The organism is Stenotrophomonas sp. P5_B8, assembly GCF_054049855.1.
In genome coordinates, this window is sequence record NZ_JBFULO010000610.1 from 1 (window position 1) to 1,742 (window position 1,742).

The 1,742-nt window shown below is 66.0% G+C and carries 3 protein-coding genes; all 3 read right to left on the bottom strand.

What is annotated here, in order from left to right:
- Positions 1 to 37: 37 nt before the first annotated feature.
- Positions 38 to 832: a fumarylacetoacetate hydrolase family protein gene (locus ACXJKH_RS19930; protein ID WP_346482323.1), complete on the bottom strand. Its 795-nt coding sequence runs from the start codon at positions 830 to 832 to the stop codon at positions 38 to 40.
- Entirely contained in the window at positions 829 to 1,032 is a 204-nt protein-coding gene (locus ACXJKH_RS19935; protein WP_350469436.1) for a tautomerase family protein, read from the bottom strand. The genes ACXJKH_RS19930 and ACXJKH_RS19935 overlap by 4 nt, the downstream gene beginning before the upstream one ends.
- Before the next feature lie 18 nt (positions 1,033 to 1,050).
- Positions 1,051 to 1,742: MFS transporter (locus ACXJKH_RS19940; RefSeq protein ID WP_457321958.1), on the bottom strand; the 692-nt coding region annotated here is incomplete at its 5' end.

Genomic DNA, 1,742 nt, shown 5'->3' on the forward strand with positions numbered 1-1,742 from the left:
GCACTCCTGTGGGGATACTTGGGGGGATGAAGCGGGATCAGGCAAAGTGCACGTCGGCGCTGCCCAGGGCGCCCATGCGTACGCGCATGTGGTCGCCGCGCTGCACCGGGATGAGTGGCACCAGGGCACCGGAAAGGATCACCTCGCCCGCCTTCAGCGAGGTGCCGAGGCGGCCGAGCGTATTGGCCAGCCACACCACACAGTTGATCGGCGACCCCAGCGCAGCCGCGCCGGCGCCGGTCGCGACGAGCTCACCGTTTTTTTCCACCACCATGCCCAGCGTGCCCAGGTCCAGGCCCTTGGGTGGCACGCGCTGGTCACCCAGGACGAAAGCGGCAGCGGAGGCGTTGTCGGCCACGGTGTCGGTGATGCCGATCTTCCAGTCCCGAATGCGCGAATCGACGATCTCGAAACACACCGAAACCGCCTCGGTAGCCGCGATCACTTCGTGATGGGTAATGCCAGGCCCGCACAGGTCGCGCTTGAGGTGGAAGGCGATCTCGCCCTCCGCGCGGGGTGCGATCAGACCATCAAGCGACAGCGTGCCGCCGTTGCGCACTTCCATGCGGTCGGTGAGGAAGCCAAAATCCGGCTGGTCCACCTTGAGCATGCGCTGCACTGCCGCGCTCGTTGCGCCGATCTTCTTGCCCACCACGCGCTCACCGTCGGCCACGCGCCGGGCGAGCAGGTTGCTGGAGATCGCGTAGGCGTCCTCGATACGCAGCCCGGCAATGCGCTCGCTGAGCGGGTCCAGGGGCGCGCCTTCTCGCAGCGCACGGTACAGCTGCGCGGCCTGCTCGCCGATGTCGGCCGGGGTCAGGGCGGCGCTCATGCGGATGCCCCGGTCGGGGAATCGCTCTTGAGTACATCGCCCACCGCGAAGCGCTGCGGCGGCACTTCATTGACCATCACACGGATGGTCTGCATCGGCGCGTCCAGCTGTTCATGTGCAGCGCGGGCTACCGCGCGGATGAAGGCCTGCACCTTCTGTTCGTCGCGCCCCTGCACCAGGGTTACTTGGATGATTGGCATGTCAGTCTCCAGGGTGAATCAAGTCAGTTCCGCGCCCTTGGTTTCAGGCAGGAACAGCAGCACGATCAGACCGGCTAGCGCGAAGAAGCCGGCGGTAGCGAGCAAGCCGCTGCCCACGCCATGCTGGTTGGCCAGGTAGCCGATCAGCGCCGGTGCGATCGCGGCGATGGCACGGCCGCCGTTGTAGACGAAGCCCTGCGCGGTGGCGCGGATGGACGTCGGGAACATTTCGGCGAACGTGGGGGCAAAGCCGCTGTAGAAGCCGGTGCCGAAATAGGCCACCACGATGCCGAATGCCATCAACAGCCCCGGCGTGTGGATCATCACGAACAACGGCACCGACAGCGCCGAGCCGGCGAAGAAGATCAGGAAGGCCTTCTTGCGCCCCAGCCGATCGGCGATGTAACCAAAGGTGACGTAGCCCAGCGCCGCACCCACCTGCATGATCACGATCCACACCGTGGACTTGACCAGGTCCAATCCCGGACCGCCCTCGGCGACCGGCGTGGCCAGGTAAGTCGGGATCCATGTGAAGAGGCCCCAGTAGCCGCACATGGCTGCCGTGGTGAACGCCAGGCCGATCAGCGTGTTGCGCCGATGGGCACTGAACAGGGCGCCCAAAGTCTCAGTGAAGCTCAACCGCCTGGTCTGGTTGACCCAGATCTCCGGCTCCTTGACATGGCGGCGCACGTAGAAGGCCAGCAGTGCCG